We start from the raw sequence: 15,486 nt of genomic DNA on the forward strand, positions 1-15,486 counted from the left end.
GATCCGACCCAGAAGAACGGCTCGCTCATCGAAGCCGTGACTTTTGCAAGCACGCTTAGGTCGGCGCTCGTTTCGGCATCGACGATTAGCGCTTGCGCTGCGCCGTCGGCCGACGCGGCCGCCGCGATGCGTTCACGCAGCACCGCCCGATCGCCGCGCAGGGCATCGACGGAAAGCCGCTGCGTGCGCAAGCCCTCTGCTTCGAGCAGCGGCTGCAGGCCTGCGTTACGCCCGGCGTTTTCCAACTGCCACGTTTCCGTCGATTCGAGCGGCTCGCCGTGCACGAGCACGCGAGCGTCGCGCACCGTGCGGCCAGTCGCCGGAAACGCGGGTGCAACGATCGCGAGGCCCGCGAGCGGTTGCAGCGCCGCGACTTCGGCCGTCCAGTTGCCGCGCAAGGTCGAATCGATCTTCTTGTAGAGGCGCCGGCCGGGCGCGTGCAGCGAGTGCCATGCATCGGCGGTGCGCGCAGCCGCTTCGGACGGCGAGAGGCGTCGCGTGTCGGTATCGGCGGCGATGACCGTGGCGCTCGCGTCGGCGCCGGACGCGTCGAGCGTCACCACCGTGCGCCGCCCGGCGCCCGCGAAACCGATCGCGCAATCGGCGGCGCCCGAGAGATCGTCGGCGATGATCAGCATGCCCGTCGTTCTTCCTTCAGCCGCGCTCATTGCGTCGCCTCCCGTGTGATGCGCCGCTCCGCGACGCGCTTTGCCACCGCCGCCGTCAGGATCGGCGACACGATCGCCGTCACGACGACGCACGCGGCAACCAGCAGTGTCGCGCTCTTCGCGGCTTCCGCGTAGACCGGATTCGCCGCCGCGATCAGCGCGGGAACCGCCGCCGCGTTACCCGCTGTATTCGCCGCCGCCATGCCCGCGACGCCGGTGCCGCCCGTCAGGCGATCGGTGAAATAGAGCGGAATGCCCGTCACGATCACGACCGCGAGGCCCAGCCCGATGCCGAGCAAGCCCGCCTGCCAGACTTTGTGCAGGTCGAGGCTGGCGCCGAGCGCGAGCGCGAAGAACGGGATCATCACCGGCACGGCACGCGCGAGAAAGTCGCGCATTTCGCGATCGAGGTTGCCGAGCAGCATGCCGAGCGCGAGCGGCAGGATGCTGCCGACGAGCGTTGGCCACGGAAACGCTGAGAGGCCCGCGACGCCGAGCGTCACCATCGTGAGGAACGGGCCCGATTCGAGCGACATGATCGTGTACGCGCCGACGTCTTCCGACCTGCCGTACTGGCCCATCAGCGCCATGTAGAGGCCGCCATTGGTGTCGTTCATCGCGGCGACGACGGCGAGCGTCGAGATGCCGGCGAACAATCCCGACGACACCGGCTGCTCGCCCAGGAAATGCCCGAGCACCACGCCGGTCAGAATCGCCGTGCCGACTTTCGCCGCGAACAGCGCGCCGCCTTTCTTGAGAAGGTAGGGCGTCGCCTTCACGTTGATGCTCGCGCCCATGCAGACGTAGAACACGGCCAGGATCGGCAGCGCGCCGGTGAAGAGCGCGTTCGTGAACGAGCCGAAGAACTTCGGCATGCCGGGCAGGAACGTCGCGACGAGCGAGCCGATCAGGAGCGGCACGATCATCATGCCGCCGGGTACGCGCTCCACTGCGCGCTTGATGTAAATCTGAGCCATGCGTGTCTCCCCTTGAAATATTTGCGCGAATCGATCATTCTGTGATTGAAACAATCAAACCGAAGTGTAGGCGTTCTGCTCGATTCGCGCAATTTACGACTCGTCGGGGTTTACGTTGATCACAAAGCAATCGATTTACGGTTGAAATGATCGAAACAGTCATTTTTTCTGGTCTGCGGTCAGATAAGGAGCAGCATTGGACGCGTGCCCGATCCGATACACTGGGCGCCCGCCGGGACAAACACACGGGGATTCATGAAAGTTGCCAAACGCCGCGAGGCGATGCTGCGCGCCGTGCTCTCCGGCATGAACGACGTGAGCGCGCTCTGCGAGCACTTCGGGATGTCGGAGGCGACGGTGCGGCGCGACCTGCGTGCGCTCGCCGACGAGCGGCGCATCGTGCGCACGTATGGCGGCGCCGCGTCGGTGGGCATGCACGAGCCGGAGGAATCGCTCGATATGCGGCGCGAGAGCTTTCGCGAGCAGAAGGAGGCGATCGCACGCGCGGCGGCATCGCACGTGCAGGACGGCGACACGATCTTCCTCGACGGCGGCACGACCACGGCCGCGCTTGCGCACTGTCTCGCGGGGCGCCAGGGCATCCATGTGGTCACGAACAACCTGCTGGCCGTCGGGCTGCTCGCGCCGAGTGACGTGCCGGTGACGCTGATCGGCGGCGACGTGCGCCCGTCGAGCATGAGCACGCTCGGACCGCTCGCGCAGATCGCGCTGTCGCGCATCACCGTCGACAAGGCGTTTCTCAGTGCGGACGGGGTCGTCGCGGGGCGGGGGCTGTGCGAGGCGAGCGCCGAGCAGGCATTTTTAAAGGAATGTGTGATTCGGCAGGCGGCGAGCGTGTTCGTGCTCGTGACCTCGAACAAGCTGGAGCGCGCAAATCAGCAGCATTGGACGCCGCTCGAGCGCGGATGGACGCTGATCACCGATGCTGCGCGCGACGCGCCGGCGCTGGAACGGTTCGCGTTGCTTGATGAAGTGGCGGTGGTTTCGGCGGAAGCGGGGAAGTGAACGTCGCATCGGACTCGTGGATGCACCTTCGTTTTCTGCCAGATTCGTGCCGCAGCGACCTAGGCAGCAAACGACACCGTCTCAATAGCTCACTTTAAAGGTCGGCGAATCTTCTGGCTGATGACGCCGCCGGTCATAGATCCGTGTCGTTGCGATGTTCGCGTGGCCAAGCCATTCCTGCACCGACGCAATATCGGCGTTTCGCTCAAGTGCATTGGTGGCGGCAGTTGCCCGCAGACTATGGACGCGGAAACCGTGAACCTTGATCCGGGACTTTGCCGCGTAGCCGAGCACGATCTTATAGACGCCATCGGCGGAGAGCGCCGCACCCGTGTGCCGGCGGGCGGGCTGGAAGAGCGGGGCGTCCGGTGCGTCGCGGTGGCCGGCGACTTCCAAATAGAGATGAATTTTTGCGGCGCTGTCCGGATGCAGCGGCAGGTAGCGTAGCTTGTTGCCCTTGCCGTGGATCCGCAAATGCGACACGCCGCGCCGGTGGTGCAGGTCCTTCACTTTTAACAAGCACAGCTCCTCGCGGCGCAGGCCGTGATAGAGCAGCACCGAGAGCAGCGCGCGGTCACGCTTGCCCTTAAGGGTCGCCGGGTCCGGCGCATCGAGCAGCGCGCGCGCCTGGTGATCGCCGATCGCCGGCGTTTTGCCTTCGTTGCCGTCGACCTTCGGCCGCTTCGTCCCTTTCACCGGGTTGAAAGCGACCGCGTTCTTTTCGCACAGATATTCGAACAGCGATGAGAGTGCGGCGAGCTTGCGCCGGATGGTGGCGCCCGACAGCGCCCGCTCTTCGAGCGTGTTGCGCCACGCCAGCACATGCGCGCGGGTGACGAGGCGAAACTCGTCCGGCCGCGCGATGCCGGCGAAACCCATAAAGTCCTGCAGGTCGATCCGGTACGCGCGGCGGGTGCGCGGATTGTCCAGATTGGCGAACCATTCGGCTTCGGCCGGCACGGACGCCAGCTGGTGAAACTCCGCGCCGGTCAGCCGCCGGGCGTTTTCAACGGGGATCGGCAGCACGGACATGGTTTTCTCCGCGGAGTTCGGCACCCTGCGCACGGACCAGCGCAATCAGTTCGCCGATCGTGATTTCAAAGCGGTGCTCGCGGTGGATGCCGACCTTGCGCTCATCGCTTTCGACAAGCAACACGCTTTTCCCGTCCGCGCTGACGCTCAGATTCACCGAGCGACACAAGCGCCCGGTGGTCGCCTCATGCTGCGTCAGGAGGTCCATCTGACCCACCGCGCCTTTGATCGCTAACTGCGCCATGCCCGTCCCGAAAGATCCGCCCCAGGCTGCAGGTTAGTCTTGATAACGGATTTTATCAATACTACCGTCCGTGACGGCATGACCGGGCGGTTGCCGTGTTCTGCTCGCCAAGCAGAAAGCTCGGCCGTGCGCTTGCGGCCGACCTTCTCGCGTGCTCGCCGTTTTATTTCGAACCCGGCATCGCACTGGCTGGCCCGTTACGGTGACCTTTCCGAGCCGGGGATTCGGGATTTTTTCTTGCTAACAAAGATTTACGTTCCGTCTTAGAGGGCGGAGCGCCGACGTGGTGGATTTGGCCCGCTTCGGGCGGGCCTTCTGTGCTGACGCCTGTCATTGACCTGATTCAGGGAGGCGGAGATGGAAGAAAATCTGAGTACGCTGCGTATCGCTCGTTCACATGAGGGGCAATGGTTGGGGCGGATCCTGATCGGCTCGACGGAACTCGTTGTTACCGCCTGCAAGTCGCCGCAAGAAGTCGAGGAGCTTGTCAATAAGATGGGCCTCCATCCCGGCCAAGTCGAGATCGAAGCTTAAACGTGAGCGCGGAGGTCGGAGCCATGTGTTACGGCGATCCAGGAATTATTGAAGACAGTCATTGACGGTCGCAGGCTTCAAACGAACGAGGTGGGCCATACATTGCTCGACGACTTCGAGCACTTCTGCGCCTATTCGGGCTGTGATCCTGGCAATGCCTGGGCGAAGCCTGCATTCCTGAGTGCGCGACTTGCCAAAACCTCCGCCTGGTTCCGGCAATCGAGCCGGCAGAACTGATGCACGGCAACCACGTCGCTGGGGCTCGGTTCCGGCCGGTCGAAATCCACCGAGTTCTAACGCTCTAACAATGCATCGCCGCAAGCAATCATGGAAACCACTGGAAGCGTCGCCCTGGCAGAGGTAGCCGTTCGGGCAAGCCATCTCGACGTCGCGTGCACGCGTTGCAGCCGGCGTGGCCGGTACCGATTGGCACGGCTCGTCGAGCAGTTCGGCGGCGATTACGCGATGACGGACTTGGGTGCGGAGCTGGCGAACTGCCCAAGCAGGAGCGCGACCGCGCACGGCGAACGCTGCGACGTGTACTTCCCCTGTCTTCCGGCGATCTTGGACGGCGCCGATTAATCGGTGATGTGCCCGACATGCCTTGCATTGCGGGTCGGGTCTGCTACAACGTAAGAGGTCTCCTCGCGCGCATCCTGGCGTGAGCATTGCCCGCCGGGTAAGCGCTGCGGCGGGCTTTTCTTTTGCTAAGCTACCAGTACGCCTCTCGCGTTCGGGCGTCTCTCCTTCGCGCCCGCTGCGGCGGGCTTCTTTTTGTGTTCGTAGAGCGGGGAGTGCCGTACTCTCGCGCCTCGCGCCAGTCGCGCCGGCAAGCGCCACGAGCATCGCCTAATGCTCGCGCTGTACCTGCGAGCCAATGCATGCGCCACGTAACAGGAACGCACTTGATACGCCCGCCGTACCGCTCGACTTAGACCCCCGATCAAGATGGCGGGGCCATTGCGCGCGAGCCAGTTGGAGCGTTCATAAAATCGGATGAGACGGGATTCCCTCATCGACCTTGAGAACCTCGTCGGAGTGAGCGGTGACCGTGCGCGCAAACTGCATGAGCGCTGCGCAGGTCACGCCAACAAAGGGTGCAGCATGAAACTCGAGTACCGCGAATGGACGATCAACTCGCAACCTGAAAAGAAGGGTCATCACTGGCACGCGTGGGTCGAGGTCGAGCGCGGGCCGAGTGAGGACCAGGACGGCTGGCAAATCTTTCACTTCACCGACATTGGCTATTTCGACACCGAGGCCGCGGCCGTCGAGCGCGGGATTGCATGGGCGCAATCGTGGCTGAGCTCTAACTACGGGTAAATCAATGGCAAAAGCGGCTTACACGTACGCGCATATCACCGAGAAGACCGAAAGGAAATCGGTAGTTTGATGACCGAGGCACGCGGCGAGGCGACAATGGAGAAGAAATTCCGGAAAGCACCACTATGCGACCGGCGTCTACCTGGCGTGGCGCGCGATCACCGGCTTTGGCTACAAGCCCGCGGATGCGGAGCGGATCAAGGCCATGCTGTCGACAGTGAAGCTGATAGCGTGCCGAATCACGCTTCACCCATGCGTCAGCGAGGCAAGGCGCGCGATCATTCCGACGTCCAGAAGGGGTCCCGACGTGCGGTGACATGATCGTCGCGCAGAGCGCCACCGCGCTTAACCGTTACACCACCATCGCGCGCTTTCAGACATCAGCCGTCAACGATCCGCAGTCGCACGACGAAGCACTGTTGTGGATGGGTGCGCATGCGTTTTGGGATGACGAGGATCGAGTTTGTCGGCGCCGTGTCCTACGCGCAATCGTCGTGGAGTCGGCTTGCCTAGCAGAGCAGAGATGCGCGCAGCCTTCGTAATACCGACTTGTTTGGAAAGTCACCTGACTTGTACGCCTTCAGGGCGCACGGTTGACAAATTTACACAAATCGTGTACACTTTGAATGTGTACAAATGGAATTGGAGGCCGCCATGCCGCGCGCTGCGATCGACGACAATCAGAGAATGAACCTGCGGGTGCCGCCCGAGGTGAAGTCTCGGCTGACCCGCGCTGCGAGCCTTAACCATGTCGACTTGACCAGCTTCGTGACCCAGGCTGCGCTGCGCGAGGCCGATGCGGTGATTGCAGCCGCGGAGCAGATCAAGTTGACGGAAGACAGCTACAAGCGTGTGCTGGCGCTGCTTGAAGATCCGCCGGAACCGAACGGGAAACTGCTTGCCGCCGCCAGGGCGATGCCGAAACCGGCATGACCCTTCCGGCCTGGCATGAAGAAGCGATCGGCAGGGAGCATGATCGTGATGCCTTCGATTGCACGGACGGCGAGCTGAACCAATATCTCAAAAAATACGCGCGCCAAAATCACGAAAACGGCGGGGCCAAGACTTTCCTCGCGATCGAGGACGAAAGCGGACGCATCCTCGGCTATTACACATTGGCGCCGAGTTCCGCTGTCTACGACCAGACGCCTGAAGCGGCCCGCAAGGGCCTGCCGCGTCATCCGGTGCCTGGCTTCCGCCTCGGCCGCCTCGCGACCGATAAAAGCGTTGGCGGCCAGGGTCTCGGCACACAGCTGATCCTTGCGGCCGGCAGGCGCTGTATCAGAGTCGCCGGCGAAGTCGGCGGCGTTGCGCTGTTCATTGATGCGAAATCCGAACGCGCCGCGAAGTGGTATGAGGAGCGGGGTGCGCTGCGTCTGGTCGGCGTGCCGGAAGGTCTGCCGATCCCCATGTTGATTTCGCTCAAGACGATCGCGGCCGCGCTGAATGCGGCAGATCAGCTCTAACCACCTCAGGGAAACCCAGAGATTAGGAGCGGCCGGCCGCCACCCCTGCCTGCTGCGCAGGTGGGTGCCTAACGGCGTTGGCGTCCACGGCTTCCGGCCGACCTCAATTCGGTCAAGGAGCTTGATCATGACCGATGAGAAAGCCTGGAAATATGTGGGCGATCAGAAAAGGAAAACATGGACCTACGCCGAGATCACCGCTTCGGCCGAAAAGGAGATACGTCGGATGATGGCGTGCGCGTGGCGGGCGGACTCGCACCCGAGAACCGCGCAGCAGTTTCGGGATTGGGCCTACGGTACGTTCGTAGGCTGGAATGGGTTGACAACGGGCTGGCAGATCGACGGTGACAGCGAGCGGCTCGCGGCTCTGACCGACCCGGCTAAAGGGTCCGACTGGTAGCATCGCGACTTGGACACCAACGGCCAGACGCGCAGGCGAAAGACCCGCCGTAGCGGGTTCAAAAAAAGGAGTGCTCTACAACACGCTCCGTCGCCCCCAACGTAGCGCATTCACAGATTACCGCGTAATCGATGAAACCAAAAAAAGTAGCCCGCCGACGAGGGCGGGCATTAAAGATGACTCATGCTCAACGCCCCCACACGGGACGCAATGTCAGAGTAGCGCTGTTCGGCGTCAGCGCAAGTCCGCGCGCCCACTTATTGCAATCAACTGAAGATTGTGCCGACACGTAAAGCCCGGCATTATTTTGTTGGTGGAACTGCCTACTCGCAGTCCTGGTGCCGAGCGGGGTAGCACTTGCGCCACCCGAAACGACCGCCTATATTGGTTTTTGTCGCGCTTCGTCAGGGAGGGTTCTACTGGTCAAAGGTTGAATTCTGCGATGAGGTCGACAGAAGCTCCTTCGGGAGCTTCTGTCGTTTTAGACCCGCTTGCTGCCCCAGCCTAGAGCGGCGGGGCGGCGGTAGCTCTGGTATGACCTTGATCCAGTCAGGCGATCGACCCCGCTGGTAGGGAGAATCGAGCCGCTTGGCGACCATCCCAGCGAAGTCGTGCAGCTCCGCCTGTTCGAACACCCCAGCGCCGGCCGTCACGATGCCGATGACGTAGACAGGACCGGCGTGTTTTCGAAGCTCTCCCGCAGGATCTCTTTCCTCTGGCTCAGGGGCAGCAACCGCAGGTCCAGCTCGCCGGCGGCCAGTGTGTCAAACACATACAGGCGAGCCGGGTGCAGCTTTATTGCGGCGCGAACGCGCGGCGGAAGCTGCTTTCGAGAGCGCAACTGCAGTCGCTCAAACGAAGACTGACCGTTGGGCTTATCCAGTCAGCTCTGCATCCCAGACAAAGTTGCTGGCACCGTCCCGACCGCAGCTACGACGTCCTGGAACGCGGTATTGAGCGAGTTGCCCTGCCGGGACATCAATTCGACGTGCCTTCCAACTTTTCGAACCAGACAGCGAAAACCGTCGTTTCAGCTCGAAGATCCAGCCCTCACGGGAGACCGGCTCGGGCTGAAGCGTGGGGCGAGCATTAGGTCGGTGGTATTGATAAATGCATAAACGGGAACGATGCTTACGTTTTCCTGAGGCGAGCGCTGACAAAGGCAAGTCTCGCCCAGGCATTCGCTTCCGCACTTAGTTGAGCGGGGTTGCAACCTGGTATTCGAAAAGCAAACCTTCTCCGCCAGCACCGCGTGCCTCGAATGCGATCGATCGCACCAACGGCTCATGAACACTTGAAAGCGGTCACTGCCTCCTAGGACGGCGAAAGGCGCTTCAGGGCGCCGGCAAAAGCTTATAGATGAAAGAGCCTCGTCCATGTCATCTCAGATATGGATTGAGCCGCCAGCGCGCGCGCCTTTCTTTCTGCGCCCGACCCGCGCAACTAACTGTCAACGGCCTAGACCTCTTTATCAGCCTCGCCAACCGGGGTGATTCACGCCAGCATGGTGTTCCGCGCCCGATGGTCGCCGGGCCTGGTTGGACCCAACTCGACATACGCGCGAACACTTTCAGTTTCTCGCGAAATCGGCCGCCGTTAGCTCCAAGCGCGACGTCGGATTCGCAAGTAGCTTTCGTTGTGCGACGGCGTGAATGCGACGGTATCCGTCGCGGAAGGTTTTAAGGGTCTTTGTGTCATCCGCATTGGACGTGAGCCAAAAATGCGTTTCAAGTGCCGCGCGCGCAATCACGCATTCAACGGAGCGCGATTTGTGGACCAGGACGAAGACGACGCCACGGCGATCGGCAGCGATCCGAGGTTCGAGGTCGATTGTTTCCATGTGAGTTCAACGCGTTGGAAAGCCTGCAAAGATTCTGACACAGGGAACGCGCTCGGGGGTTCACTCCATTGAGAACCGCTTTACTAATCTGACTCGACGACAATTCCAAAATTGATATTCGCCCTGATGTTCGCACCATCGATGATCGGCGTTGCGTTGCCCGCTCACGCTTCCCAATTTGGTTGCAAGGTGATGCTATGCCTTGCCAACCCGGCATGGAACGGTGGACCAAAGAGCCTCTCTGATTGCGTCGAACCAATTAATCAGCTTTACCACGACCTGAGCAGGGGTCGACCGTACCCGAGGTGCGACCTTGCGGATGGCAACGACGGCTCGAGCTATGCCTGTCAGGTGTTTTACGCATACGACCCCCGTTTGGCGCCGGTGCGGCCTGCCGCGAGCGGCTCATATGTCGCGCGAGAGCGGAAAGCCGGTGGCAACGATTCGGGAAAGGCTGCTTTATCACCGATGCCCTCACGCACAGGGAAACGCGCGCGGTCTGCAAGTCGACGAATCATTGGGCCTCAACAACGCATGGTACTCGGACGTATCACGACCCTGACCAGCGAATATTTGCTCTCCGCACGGGAGAGTCCGCGGATCAACGAAACCGCGTAAAGAGACGGCCGTCTTAGTCGACGCGACGCCGTGCCGAAATAGCCGACGCCGTCGAAATGACGAGATCCGCGAAGCGTTTTTCATCGCGATCCGCCTGCCACCGCGAGCGCGCCACCGCAATATTCACCGCGCCAATCCCGCGTCCATGCGCATTGGTGATGGCCGCCGCCGTCGAGATATCGCTGACGAAGTATTCGTCTTCCGTGTGGGCATAGCCTTGCCGGCGAATCTGCGCGATGCGATCCTTAATCTTGCGCGGCTGGTACACGGTGGACGGCGTGTGGGGGACGAGATTCGTGCGCGCGAGAATATCGTCGATCTCGCCATCTGCGAGCGTCGCGAGAATCGCTAAGCCGGGCGCCGTGCAATACGCCGGCAGCCGTGAACCGGTAATGACGTGCGCATTGAATACGTTGCGGCTCACGATGCGCAGCACGAACACGATGTCCGTATTGTCGAGCACCGTGAGATTGGTCGCCTCTTCTGTCTCCGAGCCGAGTTGCTGGAGATACGGCGTCGCGCGGCTTACCAGATCGTTCGACGTAAGGTAGTGATACGTGAAATCGAGGAGCCGCGGCGAAAGTTCGTACTTGCGGCTGTCGGGATCCTTCAAGAGATAGCCGAGCGCGGCGAGCGTGTAGGTGAAACGCTGCGTCGCACTCGTGTCGAAGCCCGTCAGCGACGAAATCTCGGACAGCGACAACTGTCGCTTGCTGCCGTCGAAGGCAGTGAGAACTTTCATCGCCTTTTCGACGGACTGCACGTAAAGCGACGATGCGCTCGGGTCCGCCACCTCGCCGCGCGGCTTCGCCGCAGCGGTCTTGCGCTTGCGCGGGGTTTTAGACTCGTCGCTCATTGCGTTTGGGCTTGTCGGATCGAAACCGCGAAATTATCACATAGCCTTAGGGTGTTATCTATATACGATAACATCTTGACCGCTTTGCATTCGGTCCCACGCATCGTCGACGCTACGCGGCAGCAGATGCTTCCTGATGCGCTCGCTCGCGGTCAGTTCGAAGCTTGCCACCGCGCGGTAATACCGCGGCAACTGGAAGCTCGCGAGGCGTTCGCGCGCCCACGCGTGCAGGGATTCCCACTCCACCGGCTCATCCTTGAACTGCACGTTGAGCAGAATGTCCTGCTCGCCGATAGGCGATGTCACGCCAATCGCCGCACTCGCGCGAACAGCCGGGTGCGCCGCGAATACGCGTTCGATCTCCCACGCCGACACGTTCTCGCCGCGCACGCGCATGCTGTCCGTCTGCCGGCCGATAAAAAACAAATCGCCGTTGGCATCGCGGCGGGCGCGGTCGCCGGTGTGCAGGCGGCCATTTCGCAAGGCGGCCTTCGTCGCATCGGGATTCTTCAGATACGCCGGCAGGAACGTGCCTTCGACCTTGCTCGACAGCACGATTTCGCCGGCCTCGCCTTCCTTCACCGGCTGGTCGTTCTCATCGAGCAAGTCGATGTCGATCCACGGCAACGCGCGGCCGATCGAACCCGGCTTGCCGGTCACGTTCGCCGTCGCGAAGCTGGAGCATTCGGTCATGCCATAGCACTCGCGCAGACGCACCTTGAGCCGCGCCTGAATCGGTTCCCACGACGATGCACTCACGCCCGCGCCCCACGCCACGCGCAGCGTATGCGTCGCGGGCAGCGCGCTGTCAGGCAACTGCATCAGGATGTCGAGCACACCGCCGAGATAGTGCAGCTGCGTCGCACCCGCGCGTTCGATCTGCGGCCAGAACTGCGATGCCGAAAAACGAGGCGCCGCGTGCAGCGTTACGGCTTCGAGAAACGGCAGCATCAACATCTGCGCTCCGCCGATATGGCACAGCGGTTCCCATAGAAACAGCCGATCGCCTTCGCGCACGTCCGCAACTTTCAGCGCCGCTTCGCTCGCGATGCGCATCATCCGGTGCGTGAAGACGACGCCCTTCGGCGCGCCCGTCGTGCCCGACGTATAGATGATGCACAGCGGATCGTGCACGCTGATTTCGGTCGTCGCGAATGCGGCGTTCGTGTCGCTCGCGTCGAATGCGGGAAGCCGTACGCGCTGCGCCGCTCCGCAATCGATGGATGCGGTGACGGCATCGAACTCATCGTCGATCACGAAGAGCTTCGGCTCTGCGTGTTGTAGCAGATATTCGAGCCCCGCCGCGCGCAGCTTTGTGTTCACCGGCACCCACACGAGGCCGGAAAGCACGAGCGCATAGATCAGATGGATATGCTCGGCACTGTTGCCGAGCATGACGGCGACGCGGTCGCCCGCCGCGAGCCCTCGTGCCACGAACCAGCGCTGCAACTGCGCAATATGGCGCGCGGCGTCTTCGCAGGTTATCGCGCGATCGTCGAAATGCACGACGGTGCGCGCGGGCGCGCCGCGCAATCCCGCCGCGAGCAGGGGCGCGCAATCGAGTTCGTCGTTTGCGTGCCGGTGAGCGAAGTATGCTGAGTAACAATGCATGTCTGGAACCAGATGAAAACCTGAGAATTAGCGCGCCTTGCGTTTGAGCCAGGACGAAACCGCGACCACGAGCGCAATCAGAATAACCAGCGTTGTCGAAACGGCGGCAAGCGTCGGCGTGATCGCAAGTTGAATGTCGTCCCACATCTGCTTCGGTAGCGTCGAATTGATGCCGCCGGAAACGAAGATGGCGATGGTGAGATCGTCGAACGAAACGAGGAAGGCAAACAGGAACGCCGCCGTCACGCTTGCCATCAGAAGCGGCAGCACGACCGATGTAATGCGCCGCAGCGGGGATGCGCCCATGACGCGGGCCGCGTCATCGAGACGCCAGTCAAAGCGCTGAAAGCCCGCGGCGAGCGTCACGACGACGTAGGGAATGGCGAGCACGGTATGGCCGATGACGAGGCCGAGATTCGTGCCCGTGAGCCCGAAGCGCCCGAACAGATACAGCAGACCCACCGCGACCACGATACGCGGCACGATCAGCGGCGCGACGAGCAGCGCAAACACGGGCTTGCTCGCGCGGCGCGGCATGCGGGTCATCGCGAGCGTCGCGCCGAAGCCGAGCAGCAGCGAGAGCACCGCCGTACCGAGGCCCACTTCGAACGAGCGGATGATCGCGCTGTGCCACACCGGTGAATCCATGAACGTGCCGAACCATCTTGTGCTGAAAAGCTTTGGCGGAAACGCGATGTAATCGCTCTTCGTGAACGCATACGGAATCACCGAAAGCACGGGCGCGACTAGCACCACCATGATGACGCACGTATAGAGCCCGAGCGGACTCGCGGCGCGCGCTGTCGTATCGCCGTGCGTGCGCCGGCGCATGACGAAGGGCGCGAAGAGGCGCCCCGCCATCATCAGGATCGCGAGCTTGAAACCTTGCGCGCGCAAGTTTCGCTGACGTTCCGCCACTTCGCCCGTGAGCGAGGTGAGACCCACCATGCGGTCATAGACGAAGAAGATCGCAATCGAGCAGACGAGCAGCACCGTCGACAGCGCACCGGCAAAGCGCATGTCAAAAAGTTCGAGCACGGACGAGATCACGAGTTGCGCAATCATCGTTTCCTTCGGCGAGCCGAGCAGCGCCGGCACGATGAAGAAACCGAGGCTCGATATGAAAACGAGCAATCCCGCAGCAGCCACGCCCGGTGACGACAAGGGCAGAAATACTGTGAAGAAGCTCGTGCTGCGTTGCGCACCGAGTGTTTCGGCGGCCTGCGCGAGACGGTCGTCGATGCCGCGCATCACGGGCAGCATCGTCATCACGGCGAGCGGCAGCATCGAATGAACCATGCCGATGAGCACGCCCGTCAACGACGGGATGGTGCCGCTCGTCTCGCGCACGAGGCCAAGCGACAGCGCGATGGTGGAAAGCACCCCGCTCTTCGAAAGCAGTAGCATCCACGCGTAGGTCTTCACCAGATAGCTGGTCCAGAACGGCAACATGATCCACAGAAGCCAGCGCTCGCGCATGCGCTCCGACAGACGGCTCAGCATGTACGCGACTGGATAGCCGAGCAGAACGGACAAGGCCGCTGTCATGAACGAAATGGCGAAGGTGATCCACAGCACCTTCGCGTAGACCGGCGTGCGCGCGATGCGCTCGAACTGCGCGAGGCCGATCCGTCCGTCGGCGCTGACGAGGCCGCCCTGCAGAATCTCGCCGACCGGCACGATGAAGAACACGAGCAGGAACAGGAGCGTCGGCAAGAGCGGCAGGAAGCGCATGCACCACGCGAGCCACGCGGACCGGCCGCGCCGCGATGCATCGTTCTCGCGGCGCGCGTGTAGAGCGATCGTCATGAAATGTCCTCAGGCGTGTAGCAAGGTCGTGCGATACGGATCCCATACGAGGCCCACCCTGTCGCCGATGCGCGGGCTCAGGCTGCGCCCGCAACGCACGCTGAGCGCGCTGCCGTCGTTCATCGAAAGCTGCAGGCGCGTGTCGCTGCCGAAGAACACGATGTCCGCGATGGTGCCATCGACAAAGCCGCTTTGCGGTTCCACGAGACGCGGCGCTTCGGGGCGCAGCAACAGCGTGTGGCGCGTGGCCGGGGCGACCGGCGTGTTGACCGGCAAGGGAATGCGCCCGCCCGCCGCCAGCAGAATCGGTTCGCCGCCAGCGCCGCGCGTTTCATCGATTGCGCCTTCGAGTAGATTCGAATGGCCGATGAAGCCGGCCGCGAAGCGCGTGGCCGGCCGGTCATACAGGTCCGCCGGGGTGCCGACCTGTTCGATTCGCGCCTGGTTCATGAGACAGATGCGGTCGGAGAGCGTGAGCGCTTCGTCCTGATCGTGCGTCACGTAGACGAAAGTCGCGCCGAGTTCCTTGTGCAGGCCGCGAATCTCGGACTGCATGTGCTCGCGCAGTTTCTTGTCGAGGGCGCCGAGCGGCTCGTCGAGCAGAATGACCGAAGGCCGGTACGCGAAGCAGCGCGCGAGCGCGATGCGCTGCTGCTGCCCGCCCGACAGCTCCTTCGGAAAGCGCTTCGCATACTCGCTCATGCGCACCATCGCGAGCGCATCATCCACGGCCTTGCGCACCTCCTCGCGCGACTTGCGGCGCATGCGCAGACCATATGCGACGTTGTCCCACACGCTCATGTGCGGAAAGAGCGCGTAGCTCTGAAACACCATGCCGATGCCGCGCTTGCCCGGCTCGACATGCGTGACATCGCGCCCGGCTATCTCGATGCGCCCCGCGCTCGGCGCGACGAGGCCGGAGATCATCTGCAATAGCGTGGTCTTGCCCGAACCGGAGGGACCGAGCAGCGTCAGAAACTCGCCCGCCTGCACCGCGAGGTCGGTCGGTTCCAGCGCGACCGAATCACCGTAACGCTTCGCGATGCCGATCGCCTCGAGTTTCGCGCTCATCGTGTCGTTCC

General features: G+C 62.5%; 16 protein-coding genes. 7 read left to right on the top strand and 9 right to left on the bottom strand.

The window, feature by feature from the left end; genetic code table 11:
* The coding region (locus AWB67_RS23380; RefSeq protein WP_200822287.1) for a four-carbon acid sugar kinase family protein at nt 1-668 on the bottom strand (668 nt) is incomplete at its 3' end.
* Nucleotides 665-1,645 (bottom strand): 2-keto-3-deoxygluconate permease, encoded by a 981-nt coding sequence (locus AWB67_RS23385; RefSeq protein WP_087658608.1) that lies wholly within the window; start codon nt 1,643-1,645, stop codon nt 665-667. The genes AWB67_RS23380 and AWB67_RS23385, both read right to left, overlap by 4 nt.
* A 255-nt stretch (nt 1,646-1,900) precedes the next feature.
* Here AWB67_RS23385 and AWB67_RS23390 point away from each other — a divergent pair, with 255 nt between their 5' ends.
* Entirely contained in the window at nt 1,901-2,671 is a 771-nt protein-coding gene (locus AWB67_RS23390; protein WP_087658609.1) for a DeoR/GlpR family DNA-binding transcription regulator, read from the top strand.
* A gap of 81 nt (nt 2,672-2,752) precedes the next feature.
* On the opposite strand, the gene AWB67_RS23395 is transcribed toward AWB67_RS23390, so the two are convergent.
* Both AWB67_RS23395 and AWB67_RS23400 read right to left on the bottom strand, forming a co-directional pair.
* Complete coding sequence (locus tag AWB67_RS23395; protein ID WP_087658610.1) at nt 2,753-3,703, bottom strand: tyrosine-type recombinase/integrase; 951 nt, start codon at nt 3,701-3,703, stop codon at nt 2,753-2,755.
* Nucleotides 3,678-3,947 (bottom strand): hypothetical protein, encoded by a 270-nt coding sequence (locus tag AWB67_RS23400; RefSeq protein WP_087658611.1) that lies wholly within the window; start codon nt 3,945-3,947, stop codon nt 3,678-3,680. The genes AWB67_RS23395 and AWB67_RS23400 overlap by 26 nt, the downstream gene beginning before the upstream one ends.
* A 357-nt stretch (nt 3,948-4,304) precedes the next feature.
* Here AWB67_RS23400 and AWB67_RS40875 point away from each other — a divergent pair, with 357 nt between their 5' ends.
* The 6 genes from AWB67_RS40875 to AWB67_RS23430 all read left to right on the top strand — a co-directional run bounded on the left by AWB67_RS40875 (nt 4,305) and on the right by AWB67_RS23430 (nt 7,670).
* Complete coding sequence (locus AWB67_RS40875) at nt 4,305-4,481, top strand: hypothetical protein (protein WP_159964913.1); 177 nt, start codon at nt 4,305-4,307, stop codon at nt 4,479-4,481.
* A gap of 327 nt (nt 4,482-4,808) precedes the next feature.
* The gene (locus AWB67_RS23405; protein ID WP_087658612.1) at nt 4,809-5,063 is read left to right on the top strand and encodes a hypothetical protein; all 255 of its coding nucleotides are present in this window, start codon (nt 4,809-4,811) and stop codon (nt 5,061-5,063) included.
* Between the two features lie 522 nt (nt 5,064-5,585).
* Nucleotides 5,586-5,804: a hypothetical protein gene (locus tag AWB67_RS23410; RefSeq protein ID WP_087658658.1), complete on the top strand. Its 219-nt coding sequence runs from the start codon at nt 5,586-5,588 to the stop codon at nt 5,802-5,804.
* A 636-nt stretch (nt 5,805-6,440) separates the two neighbouring features.
* A complete protein-coding gene (locus AWB67_RS23420) occupies nt 6,441-6,737 on the top strand; it encodes a type II toxin-antitoxin system TacA family antitoxin (protein WP_235025272.1) in 297 nt (98 codons plus the stop codon).
* Nucleotides 6,734-7,270 carry a GNAT family N-acetyltransferase gene (locus AWB67_RS23425; RefSeq protein WP_087658615.1) on the top strand — a complete coding sequence of 179 codons (537 nt, stop codon included), beginning with the start codon at nt 6,734-6,736 and terminating at the stop codon, nt 7,268-7,270. The genes AWB67_RS23420 and AWB67_RS23425 overlap by 4 nt, the downstream gene beginning before the upstream one ends.
* Before the next feature lie 127 nt (nt 7,271-7,397).
* The gene (locus AWB67_RS23430; protein WP_087658616.1) at nt 7,398-7,670 is read left to right on the top strand and encodes a hypothetical protein; all 273 of its coding nucleotides are present in this window, start codon (nt 7,398-7,400) and stop codon (nt 7,668-7,670) included.
* A 1,570-nt stretch (nt 7,671-9,240) separates the two neighbouring features.
* Here the strand turns inward: AWB67_RS23430 and AWB67_RS23440 are convergent.
* The 5 genes from AWB67_RS23440 to AWB67_RS23465 form a co-directional block, all read right to left on the bottom strand.
* Entirely contained in the window at nt 9,241-9,510 is a 270-nt protein-coding gene (locus tag AWB67_RS23440; protein ID WP_087658618.1) for a DUF1488 family protein, read from the bottom strand.
* Nucleotides 9,511-10,141: 631 nt separating this feature from the next.
* Entirely contained in the window at nt 10,142-10,984 is an 843-nt protein-coding gene (locus tag AWB67_RS23450; RefSeq protein WP_087658619.1) for an IclR family transcriptional regulator, read from the bottom strand.
* A gap of 54 nt (nt 10,985-11,038) precedes the next feature.
* Nucleotides 11,039-12,595: an AMP-binding protein gene (locus AWB67_RS23455; protein WP_087658620.1), complete on the bottom strand. Its 1,557-nt coding sequence runs from the start codon at nt 12,593-12,595 to the stop codon at nt 11,039-11,041.
* A gap of 27 nt (nt 12,596-12,622) precedes the next feature.
* Complete coding sequence (locus AWB67_RS23460) at nt 12,623-14,404, bottom strand: ABC transporter permease subunit (RefSeq protein WP_087658621.1); 1,782 nt, start codon at nt 14,402-14,404, stop codon at nt 12,623-12,625.
* 9 nt (nt 14,405-14,413) lie between these two features.
* Nucleotides 14,414-15,475, bottom strand: coding sequence for an ABC transporter ATP-binding protein (locus tag AWB67_RS23465; RefSeq protein WP_087658622.1), 1,062 nt, complete (start codon nt 15,473-15,475; stop codon nt 14,414-14,416).
* Between the last annotated feature and the right edge of the window lie 11 nt (nt 15,476-15,486).

Source organism: Caballeronia terrestris (genome assembly GCF_001544515.1).
Classification (GTDB): domain Bacteria; phylum Pseudomonadota; class Gammaproteobacteria; order Burkholderiales; family Burkholderiaceae; genus Caballeronia; species Caballeronia terrestris.